The organism is Cupriavidus sp. WGlv3 (assembly GCF_023952475.1).
Taxonomy (GTDB): Bacteria; Pseudomonadota; Gammaproteobacteria; order Burkholderiales; family Burkholderiaceae; genus Cupriavidus; species Cupriavidus phytorum.
Genome location: NZ_JALHRX010000008.1, coordinates 100,519 through 126,309, shown reverse-complemented (window position 1 = coordinate 126,309; position 25,791 = coordinate 100,519). Strand labels below are relative to the sequence as shown.

The following is a 25,791-nucleotide window of genomic DNA, read 5'->3' as shown; positions in this document are numbered from 1 at the left end:
TCCGTAAACCAAAACTTCCTATTGACCAACGGAAGTCTCCCGCCTACATTTCCACCAACAAGCAATTTTCCGGAACGTCTTGTTCCACTTTATAACACCTCATCAGGAGACAACCGCCATGCGCGACCTCGAAACCACCCAGCAGCCCGCCGTTTCCGGTGGCTCGGCCGCCGCGAAGGACAGTCAGGTTCCGGCTGGCCCGCAGACCATGACCCCGTCGGAAGCCTTCGTCGAAACGATGGCCGCCAACGGCGTGACCGACATGTTCGGCATCATGGGCTCGGCCTTCATGGACGCGATGGACATCTTTGCGCCGGCCGGCATCCGCCTGATTCCGGTGGTGCACGAGCAAGGCGCCGGCCACATGGCCGACGGCTACGCCCGCGTGTCGGGCCGCCACGGCGTGGTGATCGGTCAGAACGGCCCCGGCATCTCCAACTGCGTGACCTCGATCGCCGCCGCCTACTGGGCCCACAGCCCCGTGGTGATCGTCACCCCCGAAGCCGGCACCATGGGCATCGGCCTGGGCGGCTTCCAGGAAGCCAACCAGCTGCCGATGTTCCAGGAGTTCACCAAGTACCAGGGCCACGTCACCAACCCGGCGCGCATGGCGGAGTTCACCGCACGCTGCTTCGACCGCGCCAAGGCCGAAATGGGCCCGACCCAGCTGAACATCCCGCGCGACCACTTCTACGGCAAGATCACCGCCGAGATCCCCAAGCCGCAGAACCTCGATCGCGGCCCCGGCGGCGAGCAGAGCCTGAATGAAGCGGCCGAGCTGCTGGCCAATGCCAAGTTCCCGGTGATCATCTCGGGTGGCGGCGTGGTGATGGCCGATGCCATCGAAGAATGCAAGGCGCTGGCCGAGCGCCTGGGCGCCCCGGTGGTCAACAGCTATCTGCACAACGATTCGTTCCCCGCCAGCCACCCGCTGTGGTGCGGCCCGCTGGGCTACCAGGGCTCGAAGGCGGCGATGAAGCTGATCTCGCGCGCCGACGTGGTGGTGGCGCTGGGCTCGCGCCTGGGGCCGTTCGGCACGCTGCCGCAGCACGGCATGGACTACTGGCCCAAGACCGCCAAGATCATCCAGATCGACGCCGACCACAAGATGCTGGGCCTGGTGAAGAAGATTTCGGTCGGCATCTGCGGCGACGCCAAGGCCGCCGCGATCGCGCTGACCCAGCGCCTGGCCGGCCGCACGCTCGCCTGTGACGCGACCCGCGACGGTCGCGCCACCGAAATCGCCAACGAGAAGGCAGCGTGGGAGAAGGAGCTGGACGACTGGACGCACGAGCGCGACCCGTACTCGCTCGACATGATCGAAGAGCAGAAGAACGAGCGCACGCCCACCGGCGGCCACTACCTGCATCCGCGCCAGGTGCTGCGCGAGCTGGAAAAGGCCATGCCGGCGGACGTGATGGTGTCCACCGACATCGGCAACATCAACTCGGTGGCCAACAGCTACCTGCGCTTCGAGAAGCCGCGCAGCTTCTTCGCGGCGATGAGCTGGGGCAACTGCGGCTACGCCTTCCCCACCATCATCGGCGCCAAGGTCGCGGCACCGCACCGCCCGGCCGTGTCGTACGCCGGTGACGGCGCCTGGGGCATGAGCCTGATGGAGACCATGACCTGCGTGCGCCACAACATCCCGGTGACCGCGGTGGTGTTCCACAACCGCCAGTGGGGCGCGGAGAAGAAGAACCAGGTGGACTTCTACAACCGCCGCTTCGTCGCGGGCGAGCTCGACAACCAGAGCTTTGCCGAAATCGCCAAGGCGATGGGCGCGGAAGGCATCGTGGTGGATCGCCTGGAAGACGTGGGCCCGGCACTGAAGCGCGCCATCGACCTGCAGATGAACCACGGCAAGACCACCATCATCGAGATCATGTGCACGCGCGAACTGGGCGACCCGTTCCGCCGCGATGCGCTGGCCAAGCCGGTGCGTTATCTGGACAAGTACAAGGACTACGTCTGAGTCCGAACTTGCACAGGCGCATCGCTTGCGATGGGCATACTCCCTCTCCCGCTTGCAGGAGAGGGAAGAACACCAAGGGCATAGCGTGGGACGCTGGCCCTTTTTTCAGTTTTACCGAGCCAACCATCATGAAACCCATCCTCCGCATCATCGACCGCGCCCGTGCCGCGCCTCGCCGCATCGTGCTGTGCGAGGCCGATGACCCGCGCATCCTGCAGGCCGCGCAACGCGCCACGCAGGAAGGCATCGCGCGCATCGTGCTGGTTGGCGACGCGCGCCAGATCAGCGCCGCCGCTGCCATCCACGGCATCGGGCTGGACGGCATGACGCGGATCGATCCCGCCACCTCGGCGCTGACGCCCTCGTTCGCGCAGCAGCTCTTCGCGTTGCGCCAGAAAAAGGGCATGACGCTCGACGAAGCCAAGCGCGCCGTGCTGGATCCGTTGTGCTTCGCCAACCTGATGGTGCGCCTGGGCCATGCCGACGGCTCGGTCGCAGGCGCCGCCCACACCACCGCCGACGTCGTGCGCAACGCGATCCAGCTGATCGGATTGGCGCCGGGCTTCCGGCTGGTGTCGAGCTTCTTCCTGATGATGCTGTGCGAGCCGTTCCACACGCTAAAGGGCGGGCTGATCTTCTCTGACTGCGGACTGGTGGTCGACCCGGATGCCGAGGCCCTGGCCGATATCGCCATGGCCGCCGCCGACAGCGCGCGCGCCCTGCTGAACGACGAGCCGCGCGTGGCGATGCTGTCGTTCTCGACCAGCGGCAGCGCCCACCACGCCGCGGTCGACAAGGTCGTGGCCGCGACCGAGCGCGTACGCGCGCAGCGCCCCGGCCTGGCCATCGACGGCGACGTGCAGCTCGATGCCGCCATCGTCGCCGAGATCGCCGCGCGCAAGGTCGCGCATTCGCAGGTGAATGGCCACGCCAACGTGCTGGTGTTCCCCAGCCTGGAGGCCGGCAACATCGGCTACAAGCTGGCCGAGCGCGTCGGCGGCGCCAAGGCCATCGGCCCGATGCTGCAGGGACTGAACAAGCCGGCCAACGATCTCTCGCGCGGCTGCAGCGCCGACGACGTGTTCCATGTGATCGCCGTCACCGTGGTCCAGGCGCAAGCCAGCGCGGACCAGGCCACCAAAGGCGAGCAGGCGGCATGAAAGCGGAATTGTTGTTGCCGCTGCTGGGCCTGCAAGCCCTGCTCGGTGCCGGTACCTATTTCCAGACGGTGACCGGCTTTGGCCTCGGCATGATCGTGATGGGTGCCACCAGCGGGCTGGGCCTGGCGCCGGTAGCCACCGTCGCCGCCGTGGTCAGCCTGGTCACGCTGGCCAACAGCGCCTGCGCGCTGCCTGGCAAGTTCCAGCATATCGACTGGCGCGCCGTGGGCGCGGCGGCGATCGGCATCCTGCCTTCGGTGCTGGTCGGCGTGCTGGTGCTGGAATACCTGAGCAGCAGCGCCGCCACGCTGCTGCAGCTGCTGCTGGGCGCGGTGATCCTGTACGGCGGCCTCAGCGCCGCCTTCAAACCCGAGCCCCTGCCGCAACGCTCCGGCGACGGCAGCTTCTTCATGAGCGGCGTCTTCGGCGGCTTGCTGAGCGGCATGTTCGGCGTCTCCGGGCCGCCGCTGATCTTCCAGTTCTACCGGCAGCCGATGAAGCCGGTGGAAATTCGCTGCGCGCTGATCCTGGTATTCACCGTGACCTCGACCGTGCGCACGCTGTTCTCAGCCTGGCAGGGCCAACTCGACGCCGCGATCTGGCTGCAGGCCGCGGTCGGGGTGCCGGTGGTGGTGATTGCCACGCTGCTCGGCCGCCGCTTTCCGCCGCCGTTCTCGCCGACCACGACGCGGCGGGTCGCGTTCGGGGTGCTGATCGGGATCGGGGTCAGTTTGATGCTGCCGGCGATTTCGGCGTGGTTGCACTGAGGCGCCGGCACAGTCCCCCTTCGCTCTCAGGCCACCGTCCCAGCCGGCCGCCCCAGCGGCGCCGCGTCTTCCTTGCCGCCACTGCCGCCAGCCTGCTCCAGGTCCATGCCGGTGGTTTCGGGTAGCAGCGCGGCGGCCACCACCACCATCGCATAGCCGACCCCCGCGACAATCGCAATCGCGGTCGGCAGCGAGGTGTGGCCCGAGCTGAGCCATCCCACCGACAGCGGAAACAGCGAGCCGATCACACGGCCGGCGTTGTACGAGACGCCATAGCCGGTCGCGCGCACATCGTTGGGATAGGACTCGGCGATGGTTGCGCCGATGCCGGCAAACACACCCTGCATCAGCACACCCAGCGGGAAGCCCAGGAACAGCATCGACGTGTTCGACACCGGGATCACCATGTAGACCAGCGCAGCGATGAACGCCCCCGCGGCGAAGACCATGTACGTCAGCCGGCGGCCCCAGCGATCGGTGGCATAGGCGCCCGCCACGTAACCGGCAAGCGAGCCGATGATGGTGACCGCCAGGTAGGAACTGGTGCCGAACACCGACAGGCCGCGCTCGGTCTTGAGGAAGGTGGGCAGCCACGTCGCAATGGCGTAGTACGCGCCCAGCATGCCGCCGGACAGCAGGCTGCACAGCAGCGTCTTGGCCAGCAGCGGCCCACGGAACAGCCGGCCCAGCCCCGCCAGCGCCGAGCCGTGATGGCCGGCGGCGCGGCTCTTCAGGAAGATCTCGGGCTCTTCCAGGTTGCGGCGCAGGTAGATCACCACCAGCGCCGGCAGGATGCCGAGGAAGAAGCAGACGCGCCATGCCGTCTCCGCCGGCAGCACGCTGAACGTGATCGCGTAGACGATCGCCGCCGCGCCCCAGCCGAAGGAATAGCTGCTGGCGGTAAAGCCGGAGTATTTGCCGCGATGCGCCGGGTTGCGGATCATCTCGGTCACCAGCACCATGCACAGCGACGATTCGCCGCCGAACCCCAGCCCCTGGATCATGCGGAATACCATCAGTTGCTCCGGCGACTGCGCCAGCCCGCACAGGAAGCACGCGCCCGCGAACACGATGATGGTCCAGCGCAGCACGCGCACGCGGCCGTAACGATCGGCCAGGATGCCGGCCCCGATGGCCCCGACCAGCGACGACACCAGCGTCCAGGTGACGATCGCCCCCGCGGTCGATTTGCTCATGCCCCACTGCCCCAGCAGCGTGGAGATGAGGAAGGAATAGATCATGAAGTCGAACACGTCGACGGCATGCCCCAGGAACGCGCCATAGAATCCCTTGCGCTCCATGCGCGACAAATCACGGAACCAATCGAACATGATCCCCTCCCCTGTGGTGTGTGATGTGTTGTGGTTGGATGTGGTCAGTTGTGGTGCGCCGCGGACTGCGGCGGCCTTGGCGTCCGGTAGGCATAGCCCGCTTCCTCCAGCAGGCAGGCAAAACGCAAGGCGGTGAGATCCTGGTAGCGGCCGGCGACGATCTGCACGCCGACCGGCAACCCGCCGGCACCGGGGCCGATCGGCGCCACCGCAGAAGGCAGTCCGCACAGCCCGGAATGGCCGGCCCAGAACAACTGGGTGGTCATCGGCTGCGGGCGGCCGTTGACAGTGAGCGTGCGCTGCCACGGATCGCCGGCTTCGTCGAGCGCAAACGCCGTGGTCGCGGCGGCCGGGCACAGCAGTACGTCGTAGCCGGTGAAGAAGCTGCGCCATGCGGCGGCAAAACGTTCGCGCGCCACCTGCAGGCGCAGCCAGTCGCGATGCCGCAGCGTCGCGCCGGTGTACTGCAGGGTCGCGTAGTCGTGATCGCCGGCGGTGGCAGTGGCGCTGCGGGCCAGCGCATCGGCGAAGGCGGCGTCATCCATGTGCACCGAGGTGGTGGCGCGCAGCAGCGTTACGTAGACGTGCCATAGCTCGCCGGCGTCGAAGTCCGGCCGTGCGTGCCAGCCGACGTGGGCACCTTGCTCCGCCAGCCAGTGGCCCAGTTGCTCGATCTGGGTGGCGACCTCGCCGTCCGCTTCGGCCTGGGCATGGGTGGGCAGCACGGCGATGCGGAAGTCGGCGAGCCGGCGGTGCGGGCATTCCGGCCACTGCAAGCGGTATGGCAGCGCGTCGTCACCGTGCGGGCCCGCGATGACGCGCAATACCGGTTCCAGGTCGCGCGCGCTGCGCGCCAGCGGGCCGGCGACATTGATGTCCTGCTCGCCGAAGCGCGCGGCACCGGTGCCGTGGCCGGCCAGCGGCACCAGCCCTTGGCTAGGCTTGAGCGAGAAAATGCCGCAGTAGTGCGCCGGATTGCGCAGCGAGGATCCGATGTCGGAACCCACGTCGAAGAACGACAGGCCGGCGCAGACCGCCGCGGCGCTGCCGCCGGACGAGCCGCCCGGCGTGCGCGTCGGATCGTGCGGGTTGCGAGTAGTGCCGTAGATCGCGTTGTAGCTCTGCCAGTCGCGCAGGCCGAGCGGGACGTTGGTCTTGCCGAGCAAGATCGCACCGGCGTCGCGCAGCCGCTGCACCACCACCGCATCGCCCCCGGCGACGTGCCCGCGCAGGGCCGGATTGCCGCAGGTGGTCGGCCAGCCGGCGACGTCGAACGACTCCTTGACCGAGAACGGCACGCCGTCGAGCACGCCGCGCGCCTGGCCGGCGCGGCGGCGCCGGTCGCTGTCGCGCGCCGCCGCGCGGGCCGCGCCGAAATCCGACAGCACCAGCGCGTTGATGGTGCCGTGCCATTGCCGCTGCGCCGCCTCGCACACGTCCACCAGTTGCTCCGACGACACCGTGCCGTCGGCAAGCCGCTGCGCCACCTCCCATAGCGGCGGAAATCCGCCAGTCGTCCAGTCGGGCAGGTTCACATCGGCTCCTTTCGTTATCCGCGCCGTCCGGCGCGATGGGGGCGTATGAGGGACTCAGGCGTACTGCGATTGCGTTGGTATACTATATTCCGCCTCGCGCGATGTGCAAGGACAATGCGCGCGCGGACATCGCGTGCGCAGCGTGCGCGACCTTTGGCATGACAGGGAACAATGGCCCGCAGGACGCGTGCCAGGGAAGAGGATGGAACAGTCAGGCCGCGCGGCGGGGCTACGCCGCGCGTCTTTCAGAGGCGCTCAGCAGTGGCCGCGGCGCGGCGTGCGGCCGCCCAGCGCAAGCAGGAAGCGGCCGACATCGCGCAGCCGCAGCGGTACCAGCGGCGTGGCATGGCGCACCGCATCGCGCGCGGCAAAGTGGCCCAGCAACTGCTGGCCGACGGGTTGAGAAAGGTAGCGTTGTTCGGGCGACTGCATGGCAAATCTCGTGACCTTGGATGACTACAGTATACATTTAATTGGTGCACTGCGTCATATCGGGGCACGACATGCCCTGCGGGCGGGCATCTGCAAACCGAGCCTTCAGGCCGCCTGCGCCGCGCTGCCCTGCCCGTCCACCGGCAGGTCAGCCGCCTTGGCGGCGCTGTAGACATGGCGCGCGGCCAGCAGTGCCGCGAGGTCGGCGTCGCCGGCGATCACGGCCTGCAGGATCTGCGCGTGCTCGTCCCAGTTCTGGCGTGCGCGCACCACGTTGGCCGGGCCGAACAGCACCGCGGTGCGCTCGCGCAGCGAACGCATCATTTCCTGCAGCACGCTGTTGGCCGCGATGGTGCCGAGCACTTCGTGGAAGCGCGTATTGAGCGCCAGCAGTTCATCCGCGCGGCCCTGCGCCGCGGCCTCCATGCCCTGCCGCAACACGGTTTCCAGCTCCGCCACCAGCGCCGGGTCGCGCCGCTGCGCGGCGAGCTTGGCGTTGAGGCCCTCCAGTGTGGCGCGCACTTCGACCATCTCGCGCGCAATCACCGGCGACAGGCTGGCCACGGTCGCGCCGCGGCGCGGCTCGATCACCACCAGCCCTTCGCTGGCGAGCGCGCGCAGCGCCTCGCGCACCGGGATGCGCGACACGCCCAGTTCCGCCGAGAGCTTGTTCTCCACCAGCCGTTCGCCCGGGGCGTATTTGCCGTTCAGGATGCCTTCGCGCAGCTTGTCGGTGACAAGGGCGAACAGCGGCGAGTGGCTGGCACCGAGGCTCAGCGGCTCGGCGGGCGCGGCAGGAGACGGAGTGAGGGACATGGGTCGGCAGAGGCGTAAGCGGAGAGGCTGGCGTCATTGTATACCAGCCATTTATGCCTGCCGCCATGTCTTAACAAGGGTGCTGGAACGTGAAGCTGTCGGCGTACAGGTGGCCGGGACTGGCGCCATGCGCGATAAAGGCGGCACGCGCGTCACGAATCATGTCGGGCGAGCCGCACAGGTAAATGGCGTACTCGCAGAGGTCGCCCAGGTCGGCCAGCGCCGCGTCATGCACATAGCCGCGCCGGCCCTGCCAGTCCGCGCCGGCACGCGACAACACCGGCGCGTAGCGGAACTCGTAGAGCCGTTCGCCCCAGCCCGGAATCTCGCGGTGCAGGTACAGGTCCTGCACCTGCCGCATGCCCCAGTACAACGACACCGGCGGGCAGTCGGGATCGTCCATCAGCGATTCCAGGATCGCCTTAATCGGCGCCAGGCCGGTACCGGTGGCCACCATCAGCAGCGGCCGATAGTCGCTCTCGCGGTAGAAGAAGGTCCCCAGCGGCAACTCGACCTCGATCGCATCGCCGGCGCGCATGCGCGGCAGGATGCCATCGGTAAAGGCGCCGCCGGGAATGCGCCGCACGTGCAGGTCGATGTGCCCGTCGCGCGGCACCGAAGCCATCGAGAAGCTGCGCGCGAGCCCGTCGGCACTCAACAGCTTCAAATACTGGCCGGGCCGGTAGTCCAGCGCACCCGCGCCGGGCACTTCCAGCTCGACGTGGATGACGTCGGCCGACAGCGGGCGCAGCGCCCGCACCACCGCGCGATGGCGCACCGGCTCGGCGCAGGCCTCGTCGTCGCGCGCGGTGCTGATGACCAGGTCGGCCCGCGGCTGCGCCTGGCACGCCAGCGCGATACCCGCCGCGGCCTCGTCAGGGGCCAGGCCGAACGGTTCCTCGTCGTAGCACACCTGTCCGTCGAGCAGGCGGATGCGGCAGGTGCCGCATCCGCCCAGCTGGCAGTCGTGGCGCAAGCCAACGCCGGCGCGCTGCGCCGCCTGCAGCAGCGTCTCGCCGCGCTCGACAAAGAAGACCTGCTCGGTTTCGGCGACCTGGATGCGGTACGACATGGTAGCTCCCGGCAAGCGTGCCTACTTCTTGATGTCGGCCTGCACCAGCACCCGCAGGTCCTGCGGTGCCAGCAGTTCGGCCAGTGCCTGCAGCGCGGCCAGGCCGGCCTGCGTGTCCTGTTCGCCATTGCCGCCCGACAGGCCGATGCCGCCGATCACTTCGTCGTCAACCACGATCGGGAAGCCGCCGACAAAGGCGGCGAACTTGCCCTCGAAGCTCCACTGGATGCCGAAGGCCTCGTTGCCGGGCAGCGCCGGCCCGTTCGGCGGCGTGGTGAACAGGTGCGTCGAGCGCTTGTGGCCCGCGGCGGTGAATGCCTTGTTCCAGGCGATCTGCGGACCGGTGATGCGGGCGCCGTCCATGCGCTCGAGCGCGAGCGGATAGCCGCCCTCGTCGACCACGCAGATCGACTCCAGCACGCCGATCTCTTCCGAGCGCCGGATCGCGGCGGCAACCATGTGGCGCGCTTCGCGCAGTTCCAGCTTGATGGCTTTTTTCATGACGATGACTCCTTGCTGCGGGACGGGCTCATGCGCCCCGGTAGACGGTCTTGACCTGCGTATAGAACTCCAGCCCAGTACGGCCCGATTCGCGGAAGGTCGACGTGCTCGACCGCTTTACCCCGCCGAACGGCGCGTTGACCAGGTTGCCGGTGGTGGTGCGGTTGATCTTGACCGTGCCCGCCTCGATGTCATTGGCGAAGTGGTGGATGTAGCGCGGGTTGCTGGTGACGATGGCCGCGGCCAGCCCGTACTCGGTGTCGTTGGCCTTGGCGATGGCGTCGGCATAGTCGGTGAAGCCGAGGATGGCGATCACCGGGCCAAAGATCTCCTCACGCGCGATCCGCATCCGAGGGGTCACGTCGGTAAAGACCGTCGGGGCAACGTAATAGCCCTTGTCGTAATCGCCGCCGGTCAGCCGCGCCCCGCCGCACAGCAGCGTCGCCTCGGCCTTGCCGATGTCGAGGTAGCGCAGCACCGTGTCCAGTTGCCGGGCCGAGGCCAGCGGCCCCAGGTCCATACCCGGCGTCATGCCGCTGCCGACCTTGAGCGCGGCAACCCTGGCCAGCAGGCGCTCGGTGTAGGCCGCCTTGACCGCCTCGGCCACCAGCACGCGGCTGGTGCCGGTGCACGCCTGTCCCGACAGCGAGAAGCCGCCCTTGATGGTCAGGTCGACCGCGCGCTCGAGGTCGGCATCCTCCATCACGATCAGCGGGTTCTTGCCGCCCAGCTCCATCTGCGTGCGCGTGGTCAGCGGCACCGCGCGGTGGATCTGCTCCCCTGCACGCGACGAGCCGGTGAACGAGATCGCGCGCACCGCAGGCGCCTCGGTGATGGCGGCACCGATCTCGGCGGCACTGCCGGTGATGAAGTTGAGCACGCCCTTGGGCAGCCCGGCCTGCACCAGCGCTTCAGCCAACCGGTAGCCCGACAGCGGCGCCTCGGACGACGGCTTGAACACCACCGTGTTGCCGGTGACCAGCGCCGGCGCGATCTTGCGCGCGGGAATCGACACCGGGAAGTTCCACGGCGCGATCACCGTCACCACGCCGAGCGGCTCGCGCTGGCTGTAGACCAGCTGGTCGGGATCGTCGTTGGGATACACCTCGCCGGTGAAGGTCTGCCCTTCCACGGCATAGAAGCGCAGCGTCTGGGCCGAGCGCAGCACCTCGTCGCGCGCCAGCGCCAGCGCCTTGCCCTCCTCGCGCGTCAGTTCCGCCGCGATGCTGTCGGCATTGGCTTCGAGGTGGTCGGCGGCGCGGTTGAGCATGGCGGCGCGCTTGCCGACCGGCGTCTTTTTCCAGCCGGCAAAGGCCGCTGCCGCGGCCGCCACGGCGGCCTGCGCGTCCACCGCGGACGAGGCCTGGAAGCGGCCCACCAGGTCGGCGGTGTCGGCCGGGTTGACGTTGTCGAAGGTCCGGCCCGACTGGCAGGCCGTCCATTCGCCGTCGATATGGTTGAGGAACACAGTCATCGTTTATTCCGTTGCGTGGCGCCGCTCAGGCCGCCATGTCCAGTTCGGGCAGCGGCAGCTCTTGCTCGACGTAGTCGTGATAGAGCGCAGTCGTGTACAGCAGCCGCATCTGCGCGCCGATCTCGCAGATCTTCAGGCAGCGCTGCTGCAGTTCCGGCGTATTGGCGTGCTCGAGCACGATCTGGTAGCCGCGCTCGCCGTGGATCTCGTCCGAGACGATATGCAGGTCGAAGAACTCGACCTCTTCGTCGGTGAACTGGTACTTGTCGCGCAGCGTCGGCGTCTGCTTGCGGTAGATCGACGGCACCTGCGATTCCAGGCCCACCACCAGGCCGGCCACGGCCACGATCGGGTCCTCGCGCATCGCCACCGCGTAGCACCAGCTCTGCAGGCCGCGCGTGGTGGGCGACATGTTGTCCGGGTCGATCACGCGCTCGCGCGTGGTGCCGCAGGCTTCGGCAAAACGGATCAGCAGGTCGGTGTGGCGGTCGCCGCCGATCTCCTCCTCGTACATATTGGCCAGCAGGAAGTCCTTGGCCTCGGTATAGCGGTCCGGCGTGCGCGCATAGATGTAGCCGAGGTAATCCGCGAACGGGCCGACGTAGTGGTAGTGGTTCTCGGCCCAGCGCGCGAGATGGGCGCGGGTCAGTTTGCCGCTTGCCCAGGCCACGCTGAACGGCGCCTGGTTGGCGCTCTTGCCTTTGATCGCTTGTTCGAGGGCGGCACGGAATGCTTCGCGGTTCATCAGTTCGGCCATGACGGGCTCCTGGTTGTCGGTGTGGGCGATGCGATGGGTGGGATGCCGGGAAAGTTGGCTTCGGTGTGCCCCGGCATATTTGTATACTATATACAGTCAATCAGCCTCGACAAGGGCCCTGTTGACTCATCCACGTCAGTGTTTACCCGTGACTTTCGAGGGGCGAGAGTTAGCCAGCGCGGCGATCCGCCTCGCCCGCGATACGCGACCACGCATATCCCGCCAGCGCGACGTCTTCCAGCCCCACGCCGACCGACTTGTAGATCACGATGTCGTCATCGCGCTGCCGCGGCGATACCTTGCCGAGCACCACGTCGGCCAGTTCGACGATCTTTTCCGGCGGCAGTGCGCCGGGACCGGCCAGCACGATATCGCCGGCCTCGCGCGTCGATTGCGGCCGCCATTCCACCACCACGGCGGCGGCGCGGCGCAGCGCGGTGTCGTCCAGTTCGCGCGTGTGCGGCAGGCTCGAGCCGATCGCGGCGACGAAGGCGCCGGGCCGGATTGCCGCACCGGAGAACAGCGGCGTGGTCGCGCGCGAGGCCGTGACGATGATGTCGGCCTCGGCCACGGCGGCATCGGGCTCGGCCAGCGTCACCGGAATGCCGCACTGCGCCGACAGCCGGTCCGGCATGCCGGCGTCGGCGTGCGGATCGGACACCAGGATGCGCCCCAGCCGAAGCGTGGCGCTGAGCTGGCGCGCGTGCTGCGCGCCCTGCGTGCCGGCACCGAACAACGCCAGCGTGCGCGCGCCGGCGCGGGCCAGCCGCTGCGCCGCCAGCGTGGTGCAGGCGGCGGTGCGCAGGCGCGTGATGGCGCCGGCATCGAGCGAAGCGAGCGGACGGCCGTCTGCGGACGAGAAGATCAGGATAACGAAGGAGAACTGGCCGTTGATGGTGGTGTAGACCTTGGCCCCGGCCACGCCCTGCTGCGGGATCACCGCGCCCAGCGTGGACAGCTTGACGCCGCCGGCCTCGGTGCGGATCCGCGCCTGCATCGCGGCATCGCCGCGCCCGAAACTGGAAAACGCGGACGCCATGACGTCGAGGGCCGCTTCCGGCGTGACATGGGCATCGATCATGGCATCGGTGATGTGCTGCATGGAAACTCCGCTGGTGGGTTAGTTGCAAAGCGAGAAAATCCGTGTGGGCACGCCGTCTCAGGCAAACGCCGCGCGGCCGAGCACGCCCAGTGCGCCGGCCGCGCACAGGCCCAGCAGCAAGCGGCGCACGGCCTGGGCGGAAACGCGCCCGCGCAGCCGGTTCGACAGCGCAAAGCCGCCCAGCAGGAACGGCGCGAGTGCCAGCGCCAGCAACAGTTGCGAGCCAGCGCGAACGGCGGTGCGCCGGCCGAAGTGATGGTCCCCATGAAGCCGGACAGCGTGCCGGCGATCACCACGTTGCGCGCGACCGGCAGCAGCCGCCAGCCGAGCAGGCTCAGCGCCACCGCGACCAGGATCGACAGCGAGAACAGCACCGCCAGCGGCCCCGGCGCCAGCCAGGCGATGGTCAGCACCGCCGCCGCGCCGCCGACTGCCCGCCCCACCAGGGCAAAGCCGGCCACAGGCCAGACGATGGCTTCGCGCTCGCGCAGCGCGCCCATCAGCGACAGGCAGCAACCCATCGCCAGCAGCGGCCCCGGCACCAGTTCCGGAAAAAAGATCGCGCCGAGCGGCGCGCACAGCATGGCAAAGCCGATCCCGCCCACGCCCTGCAGGCACGCGCCAGCCAGGACGAGCGCGCCCATCCACAGATAGTCCGGAGCGGACAGGCCTGGAGGCAGCAACGTCAGCAAGGCGGCGGGCATGGCGTCGGTCATGGGCGGGAAAAGCATCTTGCACGCATCGCGGGCATCCATCGAGCTATAACGGTATACAGTCTACTTATAGATACAAGCATCGACAACCGATGAACAGGGGCGATGCACCATCATATGACACCCGATAACCGGTAAGCCCAATTAATGTGCGGCTTCCAGGCATATTGCGCCGATCCGGCATCCGCGTTAGTCCGGATGAAAAATCGCTTGGCGCACGACAATTCTGGAATATAGTATACCGACACGGACCAGCGCAGTCCGATGAAATCGCCCCCAACCCCTCCGCCCCCAGGGAGTCTTAATGTCACAACAAGTCGTGATCGGTGCCGCGCACTGGATCTATCTGTCAGGGGTAGCAGTCATCGTGCTGACGATGATCCTGCGCGCCAATGTCGTCGTCCCGTCGATCGTCGGCACCGCCCTGGTCGTGTTTGCGCTGACCGGCAGCCCGGTGTCGGCACTGGCGGGGGTGTTCTCGGCCAGCCTCGTCGCCGCGCGCGAGCTATTCAACATCTTCCTGGTGATCGCCTTGATGACGGCGCTGCTCAATGCGCTCAAGACGCTGCGCTCGGACATCCGCATGGTCGAGCCCTTCCGCGTGGTGATGAAGAACGGGCATTCCGCGTTCTTTATCCTGGCCGGCATCACCTACCTGATCTCGCTGTTCTTCTGGCCGACGCCGGCGGTGCCGCTGGTGTCGGCCATCCTGCTGCCGGCCGCGATCGCAGCCGGGCTGCCGCCGCTGGCGGGGGCGATGGCGATTGCCATCGCCGGACAAGGCATGGCGCTGTCGTCGGACTATGTGATCGGCGTCGCGCCCGGCATCAGCGCCAAGGCCGCCGGCGCGGCGGTCAGCGCCGCGGTGGTGGCCGACCGTGCGCTGGCGCTGTCGCTGATCACCGGCGGCATTGCGCTGTGCCTGGCCTACCTGTCGATGCGCAAGCACATCGTGCCGGCCTGCGGCACGCTGCTCGACCGCTGGCAGGCGCGCGCCGGCGGCAGCGCCGAAGCCATCGATGGCGGCATCACCTTCGACAAGGCCGAGATCGCCAAGGGCACCGCCCATGCCGAACCGCTCGCGACCGACAGCAATATCGAAGCCAGCCTGTCGATGGTCGCGCGGCGGCGGGTGAAGTGGTCCAAGTGCTTTGCCATCGTGACGCCACTGGCCTTTCTTGCCGTGGTCGCCGTGATGGTGCTGCCCAAGCTCGGCGCCGGCGTGCAGGACCTGAAAGGCGGCGAAGCCGCCGCGCTGGTGGGCGGGGTCGCGGCGGTGCTGATGATGCTGGCGACGCTGGCCGCGGAAGGGCCGCGCCGCATGCTGGACGTTTGCCCCGAGCACATCACCGACGGCTTCGTCTTCGCCTTCAAGGCCATGGGCTCGGTACTGCCGATCGCCGGCTTCTTTTTCGTCGGCGCCGGCGAGACCGCGGCGCACATCCTCGGCCTGCCGCCGGGCAAGGCGCCCAGCCTGCTGTTCGAACTGATCCAGGCCTACCAGCACCTGATCCCCGACAACCACATGCTGGTGGCGTTCGGCGTGCTGCTGGTCGGCATGATCACCGGCATCGACGGCTCCGGCTTCGCCGGCCTGCCGCTGACCGGCACGCTGGCCGGCGCACTGGGCCCGGTGGTCGGCTTCGATCCCGCCACGCTGGCGGCGGTCGGCCAGATGGGCGCGGTCTGGACCGGCGGCGGCACGCTGGTGGCGTGGTCGTCGCTGATCGCGGTGGCCGGCTTTGCCCGCGTGCCGGTGCTGGAAGCGGTGCGCGCGCTGCTGATCCCGGTGCTGATCGGACTGGCCTGCTCCACCGTGGCGGCGATGGTGCTGTGGTCGTAGGCGGACGCAGCACCGCGACGATTTCCCCAGACCTGTTTTTCGTGATCCTTGCCCAGACCAACGATGCCAAAAGTCATCCTGCACAAGTTCGGCCAGACCTTTACCGACGAGGTCGGCCCCAGCACCAACCTGGTGGTCCGCGCCGGCATCCGGCAGTTCCCCTACCCCAACCTGCGCTATGAATGCGGCATGGGCAAGTGCTCGAAATGCGCGTGCCGCGTGATCGCCGGCGCCGAGCACCTGCCGCCGCCCAACTGGAAGGAAAAGAAGCAGCTTGGCGAACGGCTCGAACAGGGCTACCGGCTGGCCTGCCAGCTGTGGATCGAGCATGACATCGAACTGGCCCAGGACGATGTGCCGGCCGCGGCCGCGCTGGCCGGGGCAAGCGCGGGGGCCTGACATGTTCGTGCTGCTGACCAGCCGCCCCGGCCAGTTCCGTACCGAACCCACCGACGGCATGACCGCCGTCGAAGCCTACGACTACGTCTTCTACGGCAAGCCTACCGCCCGCTTCGTCATCGCCGAGCTGGCCGCCGATACCAGGGTCCGCATACGGGAGGAAACGCCGCCCGGCATCGTCAATCTGGTCTCGACCCGTTTCCTCGACAAGTACGCCACGCTCGAAGCCGCCCGCGACGCGCTGCGCCAGCTGGCCAGCTTCGGCAGCATGGACATCGCCCTCGTAGCCGTGCCGGTTGCCGCGGATGGCCGCTCCTGAAGCCTTTCGCCTGCATGCCAGGCATCTATCGCCATGATCCAGATCACCTTCCTGACCAACCACGGCAAGACCGTCACGGCCCCGGCCAACAGCAACCTGCTGCGCGTGTCGCTGCGCGAACAGGGCGGCATCCCGTTCAAATGCGGCGGCGGCCTGTGCGGCACCTGCAAATGCCGCATCGAGCAAGGTCGCGAGCATACCGATGCGGTCAAGCCGAAGGAACGGAAGCTGCTGACGGAAGCCGAGCTGGCCGATGGCTTCCGGCTGGCATGCCAGACCTTCATGGCCGGCGATATCGCGGTCTCGTGGCAGCCGAAGACAATGGCCGGGCGGCCGCAGCCGGCCGCCGCCAGCGGCGAATAAGCGGGCGCCGCCACTAGCGCCGCCTGGCGCCTACCAGCCCGGCGACCTCGTCAAGCATCGCCATATCCACCGGCTGCGACAGGTCCAGCGCCAGCGTGTGCCGGTAATACGGGCTCAGGTCCAGGCCGACCCCGAGCCCCAATATTTCGACATCCCGCAGCGCCTCGTGCCGCGCCACCACGGACTTCAGGTGGTTGTCGAGGTAGCAGGCGTCGTTGGCCTGCCCGGTCGCGGTATCCATCGGGCTGCCGTCGGACACCACCAGCAGGATGCGGCGCGCCTTGCCGCTGGCATGCAGGCGCGCGCAGGCCCATTCCACCGCCTCGCCGTCGACGCCTTCGCGGAACAGGTCGGCCTTCAGCAATGCCGTGATGTCGGTGCGCGCACGCCGCCAGCTGCGCTGCGCGTCCTTGAACACCATGTGGCAGGTTTCGTTGAGCCGGCCCGGATGCTGCGGGCGACCGCGCGCGAGCCAGGCGCTGCGCGCGCGGCCGCCGTTCCACGCGTTGGTGGTAAAGCCCAGCACCTCGGTGGCGACGCCGGCCTGGTCCAGCGCGCGGGTGAGCAGGTCGACCAGCAGGGTCAGCGGCTCGGCCTGCGCCTTCATCGAGCCGGAGCAGTCGATCAGGAAGCCGACCACGCAATCGGCATGGGCCTTGTGCGCTTCCTGGCGGAACAGCCGGCGCTCGGCCGGCGAGCTGACCAGCTGCGCCAGGCGGCGGCCATCGATGCGGCCGCTTTCCTCGCCGAACGACCAGCCGTCCACGCGCGGCTGCGACAGCGCCGCGCGCAGCCGGCGCGCCAGCCGGGCGACGTTCACGCCCGCGCGCGCGATGCGCAAGTCCAGCCGCGAGCGGTACTCGTCCAGCAAGGCGCGGCGCACCAGCGTGGCAGCGTGCACTTCGCGGTCGTAGCGGGTGGTGTAGATACGGTAGCCATCGGTGGCGTCGGCAAGCACGCGGCTGTGGCCGCTGTCGGCCAGGGCGAAGTCCTCCGCGGGCGGCTCGTCGAAGTCGAGCCACAGCGCAAACCCGGCGCGCGCGGCGGAGGCGGCATGGTCGTCGTCTTCGCCGGCCCCGGGCGCTTCGGTGCGGATCATCTGCGCCACCGCATGCGCCAGCGCCAGCGCGTGCACGGCGTACGCGGCCTGGTCGTGGCGTTGCGCGCGCAGGCCCGCCAGCCGGGTGCCCAGCATCGGCACGATGGCGGCGCGCGTGGCCTCGATCAGGTCTTCGGTTTCTTCCAGCACCGGCTCGCCGCTCAGGCGCGACCACGCCACCTGCGCCACGGTATAGAGCAGGATGCCGAGATGCCCGTCGGTCAGCCCGGAACGATGGAAGGCGCGCGACCACGCCACGAAGCGATGGCGCAGGTTCGCCGCGACGCCAGCCATGCCACGCGGCAGGCGGGTCTCGCAGCGCAGCTGCTCGAGCAGCTCGAACACCAGGCGCTCGACCGCATCGGCCGGGCACAGCCGCCGATGCAGCGCGGCGTCGGAATGCGCCTGGCGCAGCGCGGCGCCGTCGGCGGCGCCGCGCAGGCAAGCGGCGGTATCGGTGTCCGGGTCGGTGCGCAGGTGCGGCGCATGCTGCGGCACCGGGCGCAGCGCGCGCCACAGCTGGCCGTCACGGAAATGCAGCGCCGCATCGCCGGTGAGCGCGCGCACGGCCGCGCCGGACAGCTCATCCTGCCGCTGGCGCCGGCGCAAGCGCTGGGCCAGCGCCGCCGCATTCATTGCGCCGGCTCCGACGCGGCGCTGACGCCGGCGGCCTCGCCGGGCAGGTGGCCGAAGCAACGCTGGTAGTACTCCGCCACCACCGGGCGTTCGGCCTCGTCGCACTTGTTCAGGAAGGTCAGCCGGAACGCGAGTGCGGGGTCGCGGAAGATCTGGCAGTTCTCGGCCCAGCTGATCACGGTGCGCGGCGACATCAGCGCCGACACATCGCCCGCGGCAAAGCCGCGCCGGGTCAGGCCGGCCAGCGCCACCATGGCATCGACCAGCGCGCGCCCGTCGGCGTCATCCAGCTCGGGCACGCGTGCCAGCACGATGCCGGCCTCTTCGTCGTGCGGCAGGTAGTCCAGCGTCGCCACCACGTTCCAGCGGTCGATCTGGGCGTGGTTGAGCAGCTGCGTGCCGTGATAGAGCCCGTTGACGTTGCCAAGCCCCACGGTATTGGAGGTGGCAAAGAGACGGAACGAAGGATGGGGGCGGATCACGCGGTTCTGGTCCAGCAGCGTGAACTTGCCGTCGCGCTCCAGGATGCGCTGGAGCACGAACATCACGTCGGGCCGGCCCGCGTCGTATTCGTCGAAGATCAGCGCCACCGGGCGCTGCAGCGCCCACGGCACGATGCCTTCCTGGAACTCGGTGACCTGGCGGCCGTCGCGCACCACGATGGCATCCTTGCCGACCAGGTCGAGCCGGCTGATATGGCCATCCAGGTTGACGCGCACGCAGGGCCAGTTCAGCCGCGCGGCCACCTGCTCGATATGGGTCGACTTGCCGCTGCCGTGCAGCCCCTGCACCATCACGCGCCGGTCGCGCATAAAGCCCGACAGGATCGCCAGTGTCACCTCGGGCTGGAAGCGGTAGGCCGGATCGATCTCCGGCACGTGGTCGTCGCGCTGGCTGAAAGCCGGCACCATCAGGCCGGAATCGATGCCGAACACGCTGCGCACCGGAATCATCCGGTCCGGCTTGCCAAACTGCTCTTGCGTCACCTTGTGCTCCTCTTTGCCTCGCTGCCTCATTGCCTGGGGCATGCCATGCCATCCGCACGGCGGCAAGCGGAGCGGTGCCGCGTAACGCCGTGCTGCTATTCGTCCTCTTCCGCGGCGTCCGGGCCCTCGGCGCCGCCCTGCCAGCTGCCCGCGCTGTCGGCCTCGATTGCCGCCAGCGCCGCCGCCGCCCGCTGCAGCGCGGGCAGCAGCTGCACTGCCTTGTCGCGCGCCACCCGCATCACCGGGGCCTGCAGCGCCAGTCCCAGGTTGGACTTGCCGCCGTCGGCCGCCGGCACCAGCACGCCGATGCACACAAGCCCCGGCAGGAATTCTTCGTCGTCCATGGCGTAGCCGTCGCGCTTCACGCGCTCCAGCTCTGCCTCCAGCTGGCCATGGTCGGTCAGCGTGTTCTGCGTGTAGCGCTCCAGCTCCACGTTGCCCAGCAGCCGCTGCCGCTGCGCCGGCGCCAGCTGCGCCAGGAACAGCTTGCCGGTGGCCGAGCAGTGCGCCGGCACGCGCGAACCCGGATGCAGGTAAAAGCGCAGCGGTGCCGCGGTCTCGACCCGATCCAGGTACAGCACCTCGCCGCCGGAGAACGCGGTCAGGTTGCAGCTCTCGCCCACCTCTTCCACCAGCCGGCGCAGCACCATGTGGCGCGCCCCGTGCGAGGTGCTGTTGAGCAACAGGTTCTCCGCCAGCCGGCGCAGCCGCAGGCCGGTGCCGTATTGCCGCCCGTCGCCGTTGCGCTGGATCAGTCCGGCCGCCTCGAGCTGCTGCAGCATGCGGTGCAGCGTGGGCTTGGGCAGGCCGGTTTCCTCCACCAGCGCCTGCAGGTTGAAGGACTGGTCCTTCTCCGCAATGACCTCGAGCAGGCCGAACAAGCGCAGCGCCGGCGTGTCTCCGTCCGGCCTGGCTTCACTCTTGGCGAGGCGCATATCGTTCATGCCTGGCTCCATCATAGGTAAGTTTCATTTTCAGAGTCAAATCATATCAATTATCGAAACTTCTGGTTGACCTTCCCGCTCGGACGGCCTACATTCCGGTTAAACAATAATTTTTTGGAACGCCTGGTTCCATTTTTTAAGCAAACACCGGAGACAAAGTCACATGGACGGATAAGCCATCCTCTCCCGGGGATTGCAAATACTGAACGACCACGGCCCAGGCTGGCATTTACTGCCCTGCCGCCTATACCGAAGAGAAGCCGTGGCGCCTGCCTTAAACGCTTGGACTGGCTGCAACGCAGTACCGACAGCAAGCGCAGCACAGGAGACACAACATGATCCAACAACCATCGTCCGGCAACGGACTATCCCACGGCCTCAAGCAACGCCACATGACCATGATCGCGCTCGGCGGCGTGATCGGCGCGGGGCTCTTCGTCGGCAGCGGCGTCGTCATCAAATCGGCCGGCCCGGCCGCGGTCCTTTCCTTCCTGATTACCGGCCTGCTGGTGGTGCTGGTGATGCGCATGCTGGGCGAGATGGCCTGCGCCATGCCTGGCGGCGGCGGCTTCTACGAGTATGCACGCGAAGCCTGGCGCGATCGCCCCGCGGTGGGCAAGCTGGCCGGCTTCCTGACCGGCTGGATGTACTGGTACTTCTGGGTCATCGTGGTGGCGCTGGAAGCCGTGGCGGGCGCGGACCTGGTGCGCTACTGGCTGCCGGACGTGCCCAACTGGATCATCAGCCTGGTGCTGCTGGTGATGCTGACGCTGACCAACCTGGTCTCGGTCAAGTCCTTCGGCGAGTTCGAGTTCTGGTTCGCCTCGATCAAGGTGGCGGCGATCATGGTGTTCCTGTTCGTCGCCGGCGTCTACGTGCTGGGCCTGGCCCCCGGGTCGCACGGCATGGAGGTGGCCAACCTGACCGCCAACGGCGGCTTCATGCCCAACGGCATCGTGCCGGTGCTGACCGGCGCGGTGGCGGCGACCGGCTTCTACTTCGGCGCCGAGATCGTCACCATCGCCGCCGCCGAGACCGCCGAGCCGCAAAAGGCCGTGGCCAAGGCCACCAGCTCGGTGATCACGCGCGTGCTGGTGTTCTATGTCGGCTCGATCCTGCTGGTGGTCTGCCTGGTGCCGTGGAACTCTACCAGCATCGCCACGCCGTACGTCAGCGCGCTGAACGTGATGGGCGTGCCGGCGGCCGCGCAGATCATGAATGCGATCGTGCTGACCGCGGTGCTGTCGGCGCTCAACTCGGGCCTGTACGCGTCGTCGCGCATGCTGTTTGCGCTGACCCGCCGCGGCGACGCGCCGCAGTCGCTGGCCCGCGTCAGCCGCAACGGCGTGCCGGTGCGCGCGATCCTGGTGGCGACGCTGTTCGGCTACGGCGCGGTGGTGATGTCCTATGTCTCGCCCGATACGGTGTTCGCCTTCCTGGTGAATTCGTACGGCACGGTGGCGATCTTCGTCTACATCCTGATCGCGATCTCGCAGCTGCGCCTGCGTTCGCGGCTGGAGCGCGAGGCCCCCGGCCAGCTGCGGGTGCGCATGTGGTGCTACCCGTACCTCACCTATGTCGCGATCCTGGGCATGCTGGGCATCGTGGTCGCCATGGCCTTTATCCCCGACCAGCGCACGCCGCTTGCGCTGGGGGTCATCAGCCTGCTGATCCTGCTGCTTGCCTACGGCGCACGGCAACTGTTTCGCCGTGGCGCCGAGCCGGTAGTGCCGCTGGCCGAGATGCCAAGGCCTGACCTCCACAAGTATTGATGTGCCACGCGGCGCGCCAGTGCAGTAAGCTGGCGCGCTGTGTCGTTTGCAGTGTCGCTGTTATTGCCCCCGCACCATGAGCCTCAAGTCCCCCGCCACCATGTGGTCCCAGCTGTTCCAGCAGCACGCCCTGTCGGGCCTGAGCCTGCAGGGCAAGATCCGCCAGATGCTGGTGTCGGCGATCCTGGACGAGCAGCTGCCGCAGGGCGAGCCGCTGCCGAGCAGCCGCGAGCTGTCGGCGCAGCTGCGGGTGGCGCGCAACACCGTGGTGCTGGCCTACCAGCAACTGGTCGATGAAGGCTACCTGGTGGCGCGCGAGCGCAGCGGCTATTTCGTCAATCCCGAGATCCTCGGCACCCGCGTCAGCGGCGTCGCGTCGCTGCGCGGCGAGCCGGTGCCCGCGCGCGCGGGCGAGCCCGACTGGGAGCGGCGCTTCGTGTTCCGTCCCACGCAGCAGCGCAATATCGTCAAGCGCGCCAACTGGCGCGACTATCCCTACCCCTTCATCTACGGCCAGTACGACCCGGCGCTGTTTCCCACCGCGGACTGGCGCGAATGCTGCCTGAAGGCGCTGAGCGTGCTCGACATCCACGACTGGGCCCAGGACATGATCCTGCGCGACGACGAGTCGCTGGTGCAGCAGATCCGCACCCGCGTGCTGCCGCGCCGCGGGGTCTGGGCCGGCACCGATGAAATCGTGATCACCGTGGGCGCGCAGCAGGCGCTTTACCTGCTGGCCGACCTGCTGGTCAGCCCCGACACGCCGGTGGGCATCGAGGATCCCGGCTATCCGGACGCGCGCAACATCTTCGGCTCGCACACGTCGAACCTGGTGCCGCTGCCGGTCGATGACCACGGCCTGACGCTGTCCGACGCGCAGCGCGCCTGCGACTACGTCTACGTGACCCCGGGCCACCAGTGCCCGACCACCGTCACCATGCCGCTGGCACGGCGCCAGGCGCTGCTGCGGCAGGCCGAGGAAGCCGACTTCGTGCTGATCGAGGACGACTACGAGGCCGAGAGCCGCTTCGAGGGCGATCCCACGCCCACGCTCAAGAGCCTGGACCGCAGCAACCGCGTGATCTACGTCGGCAGCCTGTCCAAGAGCCTGGCGCCGGGGCTGCGCATCGGCTACATCGTCGGCCCCGCCGCGCTGATCGCGGAGCTGCGCGGCGCGCGCCGGCTGATGCTGCGGCACCCGTCGGCGTACATCCAGCGCGCGTTCTCGCTGTTCCTGTCGCTGGGCCACTATGACGCGCACCTGCGCCGGCTGGCCGCGGCGCACCGCGAGCGCGCCGAAGCCGTGCTGGCGGCGCTGGCCACGCATATGCCGGATTTCCACGCGGTGCCGATCGCCGGCGGCGCCTCCTGCTGGATCGAAGGGCCGTCCTGGCTCGACGCCGATGCACTGGCGCGGCTGGCGGAACTGCAAGGCGTGCTGATCGAGCCCGGCAGCGTCTTCTTCATGGCCGAGCCCGCGCCGCGCAACGGCTTCCGGCTGGGGTACTCGTCGATCTCGCTGGACCGCATCGAGCCCGGCATCCGCGTGCTGGCCGGCGTCGCGCGTGAATTGCAGGCCACCGCCGGCAGCGCGGCTGGCCCCGCTGCCGTCACTTCCCGGGCCCGCCCCGCGGCCTGAGCAAGGCCGCGGCCGCGCCCGCGCCGCTGGCCCAAGCGATAGTCCCGAACTGGCGCTACAGCGCCGCGGCCGGTTTCCCTATGCTCGAGTCATGGCCGGTTCCCCACGGACCGGCCCACAACACTCACGGAGACCAAGCCATGTCCAAGGACAACACCGCCGCCGGCATCGAACTGCTGCAAGCCTTCAACGACGCCTGGAACCGCCACGACATCGACGCGCTGATGGCCTGCATGGCCGACGACTGCGTGTTCCACGGCGTCGCCGGCCCCGACCTGCTGGGTCGCAGCTTCGTCGGCCGCGAGGCCGTGCGCGAAGGCTTCCAGCTGGCCTGGCAGACCTTCCCCAATGCGCAATGGGTCGACGGCGACCACTTTGTCGTCGGCGACCGCGGCGTCAGCGAATCCACCTTCCGCGGCACCCGTGCCGACGGCGCCCGCATCGAGGCCCGCATGGTCGACGTGTTCACCTTCCGCGGCGGCAAGATCGCGGTGAAGAACGCCTACCGCAAGGACCGCCCGCCGGTGGTAGCCGCAGCCTGAAGCGAGGAGACGCGCCATGCAAGCCGTAGCTCCCCGCAGCAGCCTCCTGGCCGGCGAGCAGTCGACCGCCCCGACCCGGCCGTACGACCCCGCCTACGATCCGCTGCACACCCCCACGCCCGGCCACGGCCGGGAATACGCCCCCACCTACTGGATCGGCACCGCGGGCGAGCCGCCCCCCGACGACGGCCCGATCACGCACGACATCGACGTCGACGTGGCGATCATCGGCTCGGGCTTCACCGGCCTGACCTGCGCCATCTTCCTGGCGCAGGAATACGGCATCAAGGCCACCGTGCTCGAGGCCAACCGCGTCAGCTGGGGCTGCAGCACGCGCAACGGTGGCCAGGCGCAATGCGCCTCGGGGCGGCTCAAGCGCTCGCAGTGGATCCAGCGCTACGGACTGGATACCGCGCTGCGGCTGCACCAGGAAGTCTGCGACGGCATGGAGACCTTCAAGGGCCTGATCAAGAATATCGACTGCGATCCGCAGCCCGGCGGCCACCTCTATATCGCGCACCGCGCCAAGGTGATGCCCGCGCTGGAGAAGGAAGCGAAGATCCTCCGCGAGGTGTTCAACTACGACGCGCGCATCCTCGACGCCGACACCGTGCGGCGCGAATACGTCGACGACAAGGAAGCCGCGGGCGCCATGCACGAACCCGAGGGCATCGGCATCCATGCCGGCAAGCTCGCCTTCGGCTACCTGCGCCGCGCGCGCGAACTGGGCGCCAAGGTGCATCCGTCCAGCCCCGTGACCGGCTGGGAAACCCGCAACGGCGTGCACTACCTGCGCACTCCCGGCGGCATCGTGCGCGCCCGCGCCGTGGGCGTGGCCACCGGCGGCTACACCTCGCAATCGCTGCACCGCGAGCTGAAGAACCGGCTGTTCCCGATCCTGTCGAACTCCATCGTCACGCGCCCGCTCAGCGCCGACGAACTGGCCGCGTGCAACTTCCGCACCACGCAGGTCATCACCGACACCCGCATCCTGCGCCACTACTACCGGCTGATGCCGGACGGGCGCCTGCAGATCGGCAGCCGCAGCGCCATCACCGGCAACGACGCGCCGCAGGACCAGTACAAGCAGAAGCTGATTGCCGACATGCACCGCAAATTCCCCGCGCTGCAGGGCATCCAGGTCGACTATTCCTGGTGGGGCTGGGTCGACGTCAGCCACGACATGATGCCGCGCATCACCCAGCCCGATCCCGCGCAGTCGATCTACTACGCCATGGGCTACGGCGGCAACGGCGTGATGTATTCCGCCCAGGCCGGCAAGCGCCTGGCCGCGCTGATCGCCGGCAAGTCGTCTGCGCTGCCGGAACTGCCGATCTTCCGCTCGCCGCTGCCGTTCCCGAATGTGCGCGAGATGGTGGAATCGCAGATGTTCGCGCCGTTCCGCAGGCTGGGGCAGCGGGTGTTGTATCACTGGTATCACATGAAGGACGACGTGCTGTAAAGCGTGCGGCGGGCGGCAGCGTTGCCTGCCGCTTCGCGGTTTCCAGCTTGTCGGATTCCACCGACAGCCGAACCAGCCCCCACCGCCTCCACACCCCGCGGGCCTGCGCAGTATGATGCCAAGGTCTCCCACCGCGGGAGCATCGCGGCCGC

At 68.5% G+C, this 25,791-nt stretch carries 23 protein-coding genes and 1 pseudogene; 11 read left to right on the top strand and 13 right to left on the bottom strand.

All coding sequences use genetic code 11. The annotated features are described in order from the left end of the window. Positions 1-208: 208 nt before the first annotated feature. From xsc to MKD38_RS15525, 3 genes are all read left to right on the top strand, one after another. The gene (gene xsc / locus MKD38_RS15535) at positions 209-1,975 is read left to right on the top strand and encodes a sulfoacetaldehyde acetyltransferase (RefSeq protein WP_252678220.1); all 1,767 of its coding nucleotides are present in this window, start codon (positions 209-211) and stop codon (positions 1,973-1,975) included. Positions 1,976-2,103: 128 nt separating this feature from the next. Continuing rightward, complete coding sequence (pta, locus tag MKD38_RS15530; protein WP_252678055.1) at positions 2,104-3,135, top strand: phosphate acetyltransferase; 1,032 nt, start codon at positions 2,104-2,106, stop codon at positions 3,133-3,135. Beyond that, the gene (locus MKD38_RS15525) at positions 3,132-3,902 is read left to right on the top strand and encodes a sulfite exporter TauE/SafE family protein (protein ID WP_252678053.1); all 771 of its coding nucleotides are present in this window, start codon (positions 3,132-3,134) and stop codon (positions 3,900-3,902) included. Before pta ends, MKD38_RS15525 begins: the two co-directional genes overlap by 4 nt. A gap of 26 nt (positions 3,903-3,928) precedes the next feature. Here MKD38_RS15525 and MKD38_RS15520 read toward each other — a convergent pair whose 3' ends face one another. The 10 genes and pseudogenes from MKD38_RS15520 to MKD38_RS15475 all read right to left on the bottom strand — a co-directional run bounded on the left by MKD38_RS15520 (position 3,929) and on the right by MKD38_RS15475 (position 13,566). Then, entirely contained in the window at positions 3,929-5,233 is a 1,305-nt protein-coding gene (locus tag MKD38_RS15520) for an MFS transporter (RefSeq protein ID WP_252678051.1), read from the bottom strand. A gap of 44 nt (positions 5,234-5,277) precedes the next feature. Further along, positions 5,278-6,768, bottom strand: coding sequence for an amidase (locus MKD38_RS15515; RefSeq protein ID WP_252678049.1), 1,491 nt, complete (start codon positions 6,766-6,768; stop codon positions 5,278-5,280). 255 nt (positions 6,769-7,023) lie between these two features. Then, positions 7,024-7,200 (bottom strand): hypothetical protein, encoded by a 177-nt coding sequence (locus tag MKD38_RS15510; RefSeq protein WP_252678047.1) that lies wholly within the window; start codon positions 7,198-7,200, stop codon positions 7,024-7,026. Between the two features lie 105 nt (positions 7,201-7,305). After that, positions 7,306-8,016 carry a GntR family transcriptional regulator gene (locus MKD38_RS15505; protein WP_111517157.1) on the bottom strand — a complete coding sequence of 237 codons (711 nt, stop codon included), beginning with the start codon at positions 8,014-8,016 and terminating at the stop codon, positions 7,306-7,308. A gap of 70 nt (positions 8,017-8,086) precedes the next feature. Next, positions 8,087-9,088, bottom strand: a complete 1,002-nt coding sequence (locus MKD38_RS15500) for a 2Fe-2S iron-sulfur cluster-binding protein (RefSeq protein ID WP_252678045.1) — start codon at positions 9,086-9,088, stop codon at positions 8,087-8,089. A gap of 21 nt (positions 9,089-9,109) precedes the next feature. Further along, entirely contained in the window at positions 9,110-9,589 is a 480-nt protein-coding gene (locus MKD38_RS15495; protein ID WP_252666363.1) for a GlcG/HbpS family heme-binding protein, read from the bottom strand. A gap of 28 nt (positions 9,590-9,617) precedes the next feature. Further along, positions 9,618-11,063 (bottom strand): aldehyde dehydrogenase family protein, encoded by a 1,446-nt coding sequence (locus MKD38_RS15490; RefSeq protein WP_252678043.1) that lies wholly within the window; start codon positions 11,061-11,063, stop codon positions 9,618-9,620. Between the two features lie 25 nt (positions 11,064-11,088). Further along, on the bottom strand, positions 11,089-11,820 hold the full coding sequence (locus MKD38_RS15485; protein ID WP_092310146.1) for an iron-containing redox enzyme family protein: 732 nt from the start codon (positions 11,818-11,820) through the stop codon (positions 11,089-11,091). 169 nt (positions 11,821-11,989) lie between these two features. Then, positions 11,990-12,922, bottom strand: a complete 933-nt coding sequence (locus tag MKD38_RS15480) for an ornithine cyclodeaminase family protein (RefSeq protein ID WP_252678041.1) — start codon at positions 12,920-12,922, stop codon at positions 11,990-11,992. 57 nt (positions 12,923-12,979) lie between these two features. After that, positions 12,980-13,566, bottom strand: a pseudogene (locus tag MKD38_RS15475) (sulfite exporter TauE/SafE family protein). Between the two features lie 373 nt (positions 13,567-13,939). Here MKD38_RS15475 and MKD38_RS15470 point away from each other — a divergent pair. The 4 genes from MKD38_RS15470 to MKD38_RS15455 all read left to right on the top strand — a co-directional run bounded on the left by MKD38_RS15470 (position 13,940) and on the right by MKD38_RS15455 (position 16,559). Next, positions 13,940-15,478, top strand: coding sequence for a hypothetical protein (locus MKD38_RS15470; protein WP_252678039.1), 1,539 nt, complete (start codon positions 13,940-13,942; stop codon positions 15,476-15,478). 63 nt (positions 15,479-15,541) lie between these two features. Further along, positions 15,542-15,877 (top strand): 2Fe-2S iron-sulfur cluster-binding protein, encoded by a 336-nt coding sequence (locus tag MKD38_RS15465; protein ID WP_252678037.1) that lies wholly within the window; start codon positions 15,542-15,544, stop codon positions 15,875-15,877. Position 15,878: 1 nt separating this feature from the next. After that, positions 15,879-16,196, top strand: a complete 318-nt coding sequence (locus MKD38_RS15460; protein WP_252678035.1) for a ferredoxin — start codon at positions 15,879-15,881, stop codon at positions 16,194-16,196. A 33-nt stretch (positions 16,197-16,229) separates the two neighbouring features. Next, positions 16,230-16,559 carry a 2Fe-2S iron-sulfur cluster-binding protein gene (locus MKD38_RS15455; RefSeq protein ID WP_252678033.1) on the top strand — a complete coding sequence of 110 codons (330 nt, stop codon included), beginning with the start codon at positions 16,230-16,232 and terminating at the stop codon, positions 16,557-16,559. Between the two features lie 13 nt (positions 16,560-16,572). Here MKD38_RS15455 and MKD38_RS15450 read toward each other — a convergent pair whose 3' ends face one another. The 3 genes from MKD38_RS15450 to MKD38_RS15440 all read right to left on the bottom strand — a co-directional run bounded on the left by MKD38_RS15450 (position 16,573) and on the right by MKD38_RS15440 (position 20,224). Continuing rightward, positions 16,573-18,294, bottom strand: a complete 1,722-nt coding sequence (locus MKD38_RS15450; protein ID WP_252678032.1) for a cobaltochelatase CobT-related protein — start codon at positions 18,292-18,294, stop codon at positions 16,573-16,575. Next, a complete protein-coding gene (locus tag MKD38_RS15445; RefSeq protein WP_256505092.1) occupies positions 18,291-19,310 on the bottom strand; it encodes an AAA family ATPase in 1,020 nt (339 codons plus the stop codon). Before MKD38_RS15445 ends, MKD38_RS15450 begins: the two co-directional genes overlap by 4 nt. A 65-nt stretch (positions 19,311-19,375) precedes the next feature. Further along, on the bottom strand, positions 19,376-20,224 hold the full coding sequence (locus MKD38_RS15440) for an IclR family transcriptional regulator (protein WP_371925701.1): 849 nt from the start codon (positions 20,222-20,224) through the stop codon (positions 19,376-19,378). Positions 20,225-20,559: 335 nt separating this feature from the next. Between MKD38_RS15440 and MKD38_RS15435 the strand changes: the two genes are divergently transcribed. The 4 genes from MKD38_RS15435 (at position 20,560) to MKD38_RS15420 (ending at position 25,639) form a co-directional block, all read left to right on the top strand. Then, entirely contained in the window at positions 20,560-21,996 is a 1,437-nt protein-coding gene (locus MKD38_RS15435; protein ID WP_252678030.1) for an amino acid permease, read from the top strand. A 76-nt stretch (positions 21,997-22,072) separates the two neighbouring features. Continuing rightward, positions 22,073-23,635 carry a MocR-like pyridoxine biosynthesis transcription factor PdxR gene (gene pdxR, locus MKD38_RS15430; RefSeq protein WP_252678029.1) on the top strand — a complete coding sequence of 521 codons (1,563 nt, stop codon included), beginning with the start codon at positions 22,073-22,075 and terminating at the stop codon, positions 23,633-23,635. 140 nt (positions 23,636-23,775) lie between these two features. Beyond that, positions 23,776-24,177, top strand: coding sequence for a nuclear transport factor 2 family protein (locus MKD38_RS15425; protein WP_252678028.1), 402 nt, complete (start codon positions 23,776-23,778; stop codon positions 24,175-24,177). A 16-nt stretch (positions 24,178-24,193) separates the two neighbouring features. Beyond that, complete coding sequence (locus tag MKD38_RS15420) at positions 24,194-25,639, top strand: NAD(P)/FAD-dependent oxidoreductase (RefSeq protein WP_252678027.1); 1,446 nt, start codon at positions 24,194-24,196, stop codon at positions 25,637-25,639. The last annotated feature ends 152 nt before the right edge of the window (positions 25,640-25,791 follow it).

Bases quoted from the DNA above. Each gene is read 5' to 3' on its own strand.
- xsc (WP_252678220.1), top strand. From the start codon at position 209: ATGACCCCGTCGGAAGCCTTCGTCGAAACGATGGCCGCCAACGGCGTG.
- pta (WP_252678055.1), top strand. From the start codon at position 2,104: ATGAAACCCATCCTCCGCATCATCGACCGCGCCCGTGCCGCGCCTCGC.
- MKD38_RS15525 (WP_252678053.1), top strand. From the start codon at position 3,132: ATGAAAGCGGAATTGTTGTTGCCGCTGCTGGGCCTGCAAGCCCTGCTC.
- MKD38_RS15520 (WP_252678051.1), bottom strand. From the start codon at position 5,233: ATGTTCGATTGGTTCCGTGATTTGTCGCGCATGGAGCGCAAGGGATTC.
- MKD38_RS15510 (WP_252678047.1), bottom strand. From the start codon at position 7,200: ATGCAGTCGCCCGAACAACGCTACCTTTCTCAACCCGTCGGCCAGCAG.
- MKD38_RS15505 (WP_111517157.1), bottom strand. From the start codon at position 8,016: ATGTCCCTCACTCCGTCTCCTGCCGCGCCCGCCGAGCCGCTGAGCCTC.
- MKD38_RS15500 (WP_252678045.1), bottom strand. From the start codon at position 9,088: ATGTCGTACCGCATCCAGGTCGCCGAAACCGAGCAGGTCTTCTTTGTC.
- MKD38_RS15495 (WP_252666363.1), bottom strand. From the start codon at position 9,589: ATGAAAAAAGCCATCAAGCTGGAACTGCGCGAAGCGCGCCACATGGTT.
- MKD38_RS15490 (WP_252678043.1), bottom strand. From the start codon at position 11,063: ATGACTGTGTTCCTCAACCATATCGACGGCGAATGGACGGCCTGCCAG.
- MKD38_RS15485 (WP_092310146.1), bottom strand. From the start codon at position 11,820: ATGGCCGAACTGATGAACCGCGAAGCATTCCGTGCCGCCCTCGAACAA.
- MKD38_RS15480 (WP_252678041.1), bottom strand. From the start codon at position 12,922: ATGCAGCACATCACCGATGCCATGATCGATGCCCATGTCACGCCGGAA.
- MKD38_RS15470 (WP_252678039.1), top strand. From the start codon at position 13,940: ATGTCACAACAAGTCGTGATCGGTGCCGCGCACTGGATCTATCTGTCA.
- MKD38_RS15465 (WP_252678037.1), top strand. From the start codon at position 15,542: ATGCCAAAAGTCATCCTGCACAAGTTCGGCCAGACCTTTACCGACGAG.
- MKD38_RS15460 (WP_252678035.1), top strand. From the start codon at position 15,879: ATGTTCGTGCTGCTGACCAGCCGCCCCGGCCAGTTCCGTACCGAACCC.
- MKD38_RS15455 (WP_252678033.1), top strand. From the start codon at position 16,230: ATGATCCAGATCACCTTCCTGACCAACCACGGCAAGACCGTCACGGCC.
- MKD38_RS15450 (WP_252678032.1), bottom strand. From the start codon at position 18,294: ATGAATGCGGCGGCGCTGGCCCAGCGCTTGCGCCGGCGCCAGCGGCAG.
- MKD38_RS15445 (WP_256505092.1), bottom strand. From the start codon at position 19,310: ATGAGGCAGCGAGGCAAAGAGGAGCACAAGGTGACGCAAGAGCAGTTT.
- MKD38_RS15440 (WP_371925701.1), bottom strand. From the start codon at position 20,224: ATGAACGATATGCGCCTCGCCAAGAGTGAAGCCAGGCCGGACGGAGAC.
- MKD38_RS15435 (WP_252678030.1), top strand. From the start codon at position 20,560: ATGATCCAACAACCATCGTCCGGCAACGGACTATCCCACGGCCTCAAG.
- pdxR (WP_252678029.1), top strand. From the start codon at position 22,073: ATGAGCCTCAAGTCCCCCGCCACCATGTGGTCCCAGCTGTTCCAGCAG.
- MKD38_RS15425 (WP_252678028.1), top strand. From the start codon at position 23,776: ATGTCCAAGGACAACACCGCCGCCGGCATCGAACTGCTGCAAGCCTTC.
- MKD38_RS15420 (WP_252678027.1), top strand. From the start codon at position 24,194: ATGCAAGCCGTAGCTCCCCGCAGCAGCCTCCTGGCCGGCGAGCAGTCG.